At 43.9% G+C, this 6,142-nt stretch carries 7 protein-coding genes; 4 read left to right on the top strand and 3 right to left on the bottom strand.

Annotated features, from left to right (window positions below; all coding sequences use genetic code 11):
- Nucleotides 1–221: 221 nt before the first annotated feature.
- The gene (locus tag PHP87_RS06490; RefSeq protein ID WP_299919781.1) at nt 222–2,840 is read right to left on the bottom strand and encodes an SNF2-related protein; all 2,619 of its coding nucleotides are present in this window, start codon (nt 2,838–2,840) and stop codon (nt 222–224) included.
- Between the two features lie 11 nt (nt 2,841–2,851).
- A complete protein-coding gene (locus PHP87_RS06485) occupies nt 2,852–3,427 on the bottom strand; it encodes a hypothetical protein (RefSeq protein ID WP_299919780.1) in 576 nt (191 codons plus the stop codon).
- A gap of 308 nt (nt 3,428–3,735) precedes the next feature.
- On the opposite strand from PHP87_RS06485, the gene PHP87_RS06480 reads away from it, so the two are divergent.
- Both PHP87_RS06480 and PHP87_RS06475 read left to right on the top strand, forming a co-directional pair.
- Nucleotides 3,736–4,308: a hypothetical protein gene (locus tag PHP87_RS06480; RefSeq protein WP_299919779.1), complete on the top strand. Its 573-nt coding sequence runs from the start codon at nt 3,736–3,738 to the stop codon at nt 4,306–4,308.
- Between the two features lie 315 nt (nt 4,309–4,623).
- On the top strand, nt 4,624–4,833 hold the full coding sequence (locus PHP87_RS06475; protein WP_299919777.1) for a DUF1659 domain-containing protein: 210 nt from the start codon (nt 4,624–4,626) through the stop codon (nt 4,831–4,833).
- A 125-nt stretch (nt 4,834–4,958) separates the two neighbouring features.
- Here PHP87_RS06475 and PHP87_RS11910 read toward each other — a convergent pair whose 3' ends face one another.
- A complete protein-coding gene (locus tag PHP87_RS11910) occupies nt 4,959–5,024 on the bottom strand; it encodes a YvrJ family protein (protein WP_366942897.1) in 66 nt (21 codons plus the stop codon).
- A gap of 260 nt (nt 5,025–5,284) precedes the next feature.
- On the opposite strand from PHP87_RS11910, the gene PHP87_RS06470 reads away from it, so the two are divergent.
- Together PHP87_RS06470 and PHP87_RS06465 are read left to right on the top strand one after the other, a co-directional pair.
- Nucleotides 5,285–5,545 carry a hypothetical protein gene (locus PHP87_RS06470; protein WP_299919775.1) on the top strand — a complete coding sequence of 87 codons (261 nt, stop codon included), beginning with the start codon at nt 5,285–5,287 and terminating at the stop codon, nt 5,543–5,545.
- 128 nt (nt 5,546–5,673) lie between these two features.
- Entirely contained in the window at nt 5,674–5,937 is a 264-nt protein-coding gene (locus PHP87_RS06465; RefSeq protein WP_299919773.1) for a hypothetical protein, read from the top strand.
- The last annotated feature ends 205 nt before the right edge of the window (nt 5,938–6,142 follow it).

Raw genomic sequence — 6,142 nt, 5'->3', positions numbered from 1 at the left:
GTCCCCTTCGCTTAATCCGCCTCCGCTCCTATCCCTTCCACTCCGTTCCGGGATATCAGCTCCAGCTCCGTGGCCGAGGACAGAGTACCGGCTGCGCTCACGCTCCGCTCTCTGTACCCTGTCCTCGAAGGTTATTATGTGTTTTTCGCATTTTACAGATGACCAGGGTTCACATACTTAATTGAGCAACTTATATATTTATTTAATAATTGCGCCGTGTGTTAGTTATCCCAATATCTCTTAATAAGTCCCAATAACACACTCCCATTAACCAACTCAATGCGCTTATTGCGAACGAAGGACTTACAATCGGAAGAAAATTCACCACTACAAATTAATATTCCTTTTGTAATACTAGGCTCAGAATTTATCACTCCATATAGAGCGCGTGCAGGTTCGACACCAACCGGACCGGTTTTATAATGTTTACATTGTATGGCCAAATAGTCTCTACCTGTTTCGGTTTGACGCTGGGCAAGAACATCTACTCCGTTATCTCGGGTGGGTGGAGTAAGTTTTACATTATATCCCATGTTAGAATATAATTCTGCTACTAGATTTTCAAATTCAGTTGGGTTGAGAGACATTATGTATTCTATTGTTTTTGGGGTTTTCGATTTCTTTTCAGTCGGTTTTATGGGCCGCTTTTTGTGCAAGTCAAACAGGCTAAACAGTTCTTCTTCACTCAAACTTGTGCTCAGGTTAGTATCGGTTATATCATCAAAGATTTCTCTAAACAGACGCATTTTTGCTTCTACAATATTATGAATCCTTTCTTCTATGGTATCCCTGGTATATAGGTATGTAACAAAGACCGTTTTCTTTTGGCCTATTCTATGTGCTCGATCTTCAGCCTGAGCTGCAATAGCAGGATTCCACCAAAGATCATAATGAAATACATAATTAGCCCGGGTCAGTGTAATCCCTACTCCACCTGATTTAAGTGACATTAATAAGACCCGGTTATCCTCTTCTTTGTTAAACTTTTCAACCATTTGATTTTGTTTTGGGCTTGAAAGCGATCCATCATATATTAATGGTTTATACTTCTTTAAGCGTGGTTCTATTTTCTTAAGTGTTACATTCGGATATTGGGAAAAAACTAAAGCTTTATCCCCCTGTTCATCAATTTGCTCTAACTGTTCATTTAAATAATCTAATTTGCAGCTTGTTCCTGAAACACTATCTATGTTACATATTTGTTTTAAGCTTTGAATTAGAGCAAATATGTGCTGGACGGTAACTTTTTCACCCTTTTTACTCAATTCTAAGATACCATTTTGTTCAGCTCTATCATAAGCAATTCTTTGTTTATCAGTAAGATCTAACCAAACAGTTTCATGTACTTTGGCGGGCAAATCTTTTAATGAATCTGCTTTGGTTCGTCTTAACAAGTACGGCTTTATAGCTATTTGTACTGTTGATGGATCATAAATTAAATTTGAACTTAATAACCCTGGTACTAAATAAGTAAAAATTGAGAGCAAATCATCAATTCGATTTTCTAATGGTGTACCAGACAATCCCCAGCGTCTTTGTGCCTTTATTTTTCTTGTGGATGATGATATCTGTGAACTGCTATTCTTAATCTTTTGGATCTCATCCAAAATTACTAAATCAAAGTATGTATCCACAATACTCTTAAGGTCTTGTTTCATAGTTTCATATGTAACAAGGTATACATGAGCTGGACTCTTCCAGTTTATGTTGCGCTGATTGGGGTTTCCAGCAACTTTTATTACCTGAATTTCCGGTGCCCAATCCCACCATTTTTTATCCCAGTCAGTAAGTACTGCTTTAGGGCACAGTATAAGAATTTTCTTTACATTTCCCTGCCGGACAAGAAGTCTAGCAGCGGTAATAGCTTGAATCGATTTGCCTAAGCCCATTTCATCCCCAAGAAGAGCTTTTTCATGTTCAATTAAGAATTTAATACCCTCTCTTTGAAAATCATATAATGGGTGAGGAAAATCTACTGGGCTATCAAGCGAAGCGGTCAGGGGTGGCTGGAGAATAGGAAGTAAAAGATCGAAAACATTTATTACTGCCTTATTTTGCTGTTGGTCTTTCTTTATTTGAGGGGAACAAACTTTACAATCCTTTGGATTTCTCCCATGACGACACGCTACCTTGAACAAGGATTCTTCAACTACTTCATTACGATAGTTTTTCCCAGCTTTTTGCGGTTGTCCTAAGTTCAAACTTATCGAAACGATCTCGGGTATTTCTAATCCTTCTATAAAAAATTCATTGAGATTTTCTACTTGTGGTTTGGCATCAAGCATTTTAAGCTTACTTCTTATTATATCTATACTAATATCACATTTTTCCATCTCAGGAGGCGGTAATTCTAGATTCTCGATTGTATTTATCTGAGGGTTCCGACATAGTTTAATGTAATGCAACTCAACTGTATCAAACAAATCCTTTAAATTTTCGATCTCTGGTATATAACACAGTTCAATTACAGTTTGCTTGTCTTTATTGTCGGATATTAATAAGTTATCACTTAGTTCTATATGTGTGGAGTCAGATAACAAAGGTGTGAGGAAATGACTTTCAATTACTGAGTTAATTAACTCATAATTACTTATTTCTCCACCTAGAAATGATATAGGTAATTCTTGACCTTCTGGAATTATAGATGAAGTAGCAAAAAAATTAAAAGTTATACCAGAGTACAATAGTTCTAAGTCGTATTCTGAAAATTCAGCACTTTGATTAAGTCCTAGTTCGATACTATCTAACATAACAGTGGTCGATACAGTAGGAACCGGGGCAAGTTTACTTACCAGTTTAAGTCTGGCTTTTTCAACTACTCCTAATATGCTTAATGACATAATTACAACCTCTACTGAAAACGTTTATCTTGCTCACCTAGTACTTTTATAGCGGTTTCAATTCGTTCAAATGGTTCTAATGGATCCAGATGCCCGAAATTCTGGGCCAAGAATTCACGAATAAATATTTGATCATTCGCAAATCTCGGATTTGAATATATCATAATTGGGTTAAACTTTCCTGTAGGGCAATCAAGCCGGTCACGTCCACTTGTTTCGTTACTATTTGCATCCCTTATTTCAATTGCTTCTCCTGCCCGTCTGATAAAAGATACAGGTATTTCAATTCCTAACCGTATATCTAATAAAACTTCACGGTTCACGACAATTATACGAGGTTTTAATTGAGCTGCTTTAATTAATGGTACTCCACAAAGATTTACCCCAATATGATATTCTAATGTGTGACCATAAAGAGGTTTCTGAATGGGATTAGGTTTTACCGGATGGGTGCAACGAAACTCACCGGGCACACCATGGGTATCGGCTATTAACATTGCTCCGAGATATCCCTCTTTATTGGCTGTTTCGTAAAGCCCGACAAATGCTATGTATTCTTGATCTTCAACTTCTGGTTTTGTTGCCAACTTACTTTCCTCCAATGATATTGTTACTAGTGATTTATCACCTGCATTTTAGACTTACTTCTATTCAATTTGCCAAATTCCTGCAAAATAAAGTAAATATAGCAAGCAAGCTAATTATCTAATCAAGCTGGAAGAATAATCATAACGAGGCGCTGCCTCGTTGCAGCGGTGTATTGAAACTGCTCCGCAGTTTCTTCCGATGCTTAAATAATTGTTAAGATTCCCGCAGTCTTGCCTGTTTGCTGCATCAATGCTATCATTAGAACAAACGTTCTTGATTGTTTGTTTGTGCGGAGGGGGTGCTTCTTATGCCCAGGATCGAGGAGCTTTGTGAGCAGGTTGTTTCATTCTGCCCGGTTTACACCGGTGAGGGCAACTGCACGGAAATATTATTGCATGATGGATGCAAGGTAATTGACCAGCGTTCCCTAAACTCCGTTCGGCGGGCCTTAGCGCGCTGCTATTCGGTGGACCTGGAAGCCCAGGGCAAAGAAATTTCGCTGTTGTTTGGCAGGCGGTCTCCGCTGCCGTTCTACCTGCCGCCTAAAACGTTAGAGCGAGTCGGGAGAGTTTTCATTCCGTTCCGGATGCGCCGCCCCCGCGTTCATCACGATGCAGCCTCCGGATTTTATGATATTTCATATATAACTAGGCCGGAAGCCAAGGAAAGCGGCTCTCTACTCCATTTGTCCACCGGCTCCAGGGTAAAAGTTTTCGGTTCGCTGGCCGCTGCCCGCGCCAATATCTTCTTGGGCCGGGAGCTAGCTGACCACTTCGGCCAGGCCAGGCGAGCAGATGATGAAAACGATGTTCTCCAGGCGGTAACGGTCATTGGGCGTTATTTGCAAAGGATTGAGGAACGATTGTCCCGCCTGGTCTAATTGCAATTAATTAAGCCCCCCAAAATCCGGGATTTGGCTAAAATATTCCTGCCGCCTGGCAGGCGGAAAGCTAACTGCCTTTCATTTTCCAGAGTGTTTCTGCTTTTTAATCCTTTGCCTGAGAATCCGAAGTAATTGGTCTCCAGTAGCCTCCTGCTCCCGCTGCGCTCATCGTAAACGCCAGATTTTCCGCCCTTTAACACCAGGCTATAGCCCAGCCTCCGCCTTTCAGTTTCACCCCCTTTATTATTTAGAATCAGAATAGAGCCAAGAGATTCAGGGCTCCGAGATTAAAACATGAAGGAGGTGGAATGGATGGCTGTAGTATCTACTCCCCTGGGGAGCGAGTTGGCTTTGGTAATGGACAACGGCGGCGGCAAAAGCATTACCCGCAGGTATGACAAGGTGAAATCTGCGGCAACTGATGCTGATGTGTATGCAGTTGGCACTGGTATTTCCGGGCTGCAGGAAAAGACCCTGCTGGCAGTGCAGCGCCGGGACAGCAAGGAACTGGAAAACGAATAGGCCTTTCGTAATCTCGGACAATGAGCGAGATGTGACAGGCACTTTAAAGGAAAGGGGGATTTAACTTGGCTATACAGCGCGTTTTGGAAATGGACTTCAATACTGCCCTGGGCAAGACTCAGCGTTTACGGGTTTATAAAAGTTAACAGATAGGCGGCTACGGCGATGGGGAATCCCAAATTGCCGACCATATTCAGCAGCTCATCCATTGCCCAACCTCTTTTTAGGCCTGTGCTCCGCAGGAGCCAGGACAGTATAATACCGGTGGGCAGGGTGTTCCGACCACCGAACGGAAGGCTCAGGGCGGAGGGTCGCGCTCATCTGCACACGATGCGCAGCAGGCAGGAGCGCGCCGATTGGGCAGCCCGCAGCCCTGGGCCTGGAGTGGGGGTGTAGGTATCCGCCAGGTCAGGTAACCCACAAGAGTATCAGCGGGAACAAGGTACACTCGTTGATTACAGGTACGATGTTCCTCGACCACCGAGCGGAAGGCGATGCCTGGCCACCGGCTGGCACATCCATCCCCGGTGCCAGCCAAAGGGTACCGGGGGACGGGCATGGCCTGGAGCGGGAGAGGGGCAAGTTCCGGAGGGCGCGCAGCTGTCCGGAGGAGCTACCCCGGGTAGGTATAGTTTGCTCAACTGCCGCAGCAGTTGCGCGCAAGCAGCGCGCTCTAACCCACAAGAATATCAGCGAGGACACGCTGCCCTAAAGGCCTGTGCTCCGCAGGAGCCAGGGCAGTATAATACTGGTGGGCAGGGTGTCCCGACCACCGAACGGAAGGTGCAGGGCGGAGGGCCACACTCATCTGCGACTCATCATCGCGCAGCGCTCGCAGGAGTGCGCCGATCGGGTAGCCCGCAGCCCTGGACCTGTAGTGGGGCTGTAGGTATCCGCCAGGTCAGGCAACCCGCAAGATTATCAGCGGGAACATGGTACACCTTGATCACAGGTACGATGTTCCTCGACCACCGAGCGGAAGGCGATGCCTGGCCACCGGCTGGCACATCCATCCCCGGTGCCAGCCAAAGGGTACCGGGGGACGGGCATGGCCTGGAGCGGGAGAGGGGCAAGTTCCGGAGGGCGCGCCACGGTATTTCGTGATTAAATGGGATATTTAAAGCTCAAAACAAAATCCACTTGCAGCATGGACAGACTTGTTCGAATTATTCATGTGTTACTTCAGTAAATTTTTGATTTACAAATTTAATATGGTATCCAATGCCAATTCCTGCATTAGCATTTGCCTCAATAATTGAACTTGATAATGAAAACGATTCACCCATTAAATTTGCAAATTGTGCAAAAT

This window comes from Syntrophomonas sp. (assembly GCF_028707975.1).
In the GTDB taxonomy this organism is placed as follows: domain Bacteria; phylum Bacillota; class Syntrophomonadia; order Syntrophomonadales; family Syntrophomonadaceae; genus Syntrophomonas.
The sequence above is the reverse complement of the archived record's forward strand: the minus strand, read 5'-3'. Positions and strand labels throughout refer to the sequence as shown.

Excerpts from the sequence above, each read along its gene's own strand:
- PHP87_RS06490 (WP_299919781.1), bottom strand. The coding sequence starts at position 2,840 with ATGTCATTAAGCATATTAGGAGTAGTTGAAAAAGCCAGACTTAAACTG.
- PHP87_RS06480 (WP_299919779.1), top strand. The coding sequence starts at position 3,736 with ATGCCCAGGATCGAGGAGCTTTGTGAGCAGGTTGTTTCATTCTGCCCG.
- PHP87_RS06475 (WP_299919777.1), top strand. The coding sequence starts at position 4,624 with ATGGCTGTAGTATCTACTCCCCTGGGGAGCGAGTTGGCTTTGGTAATG.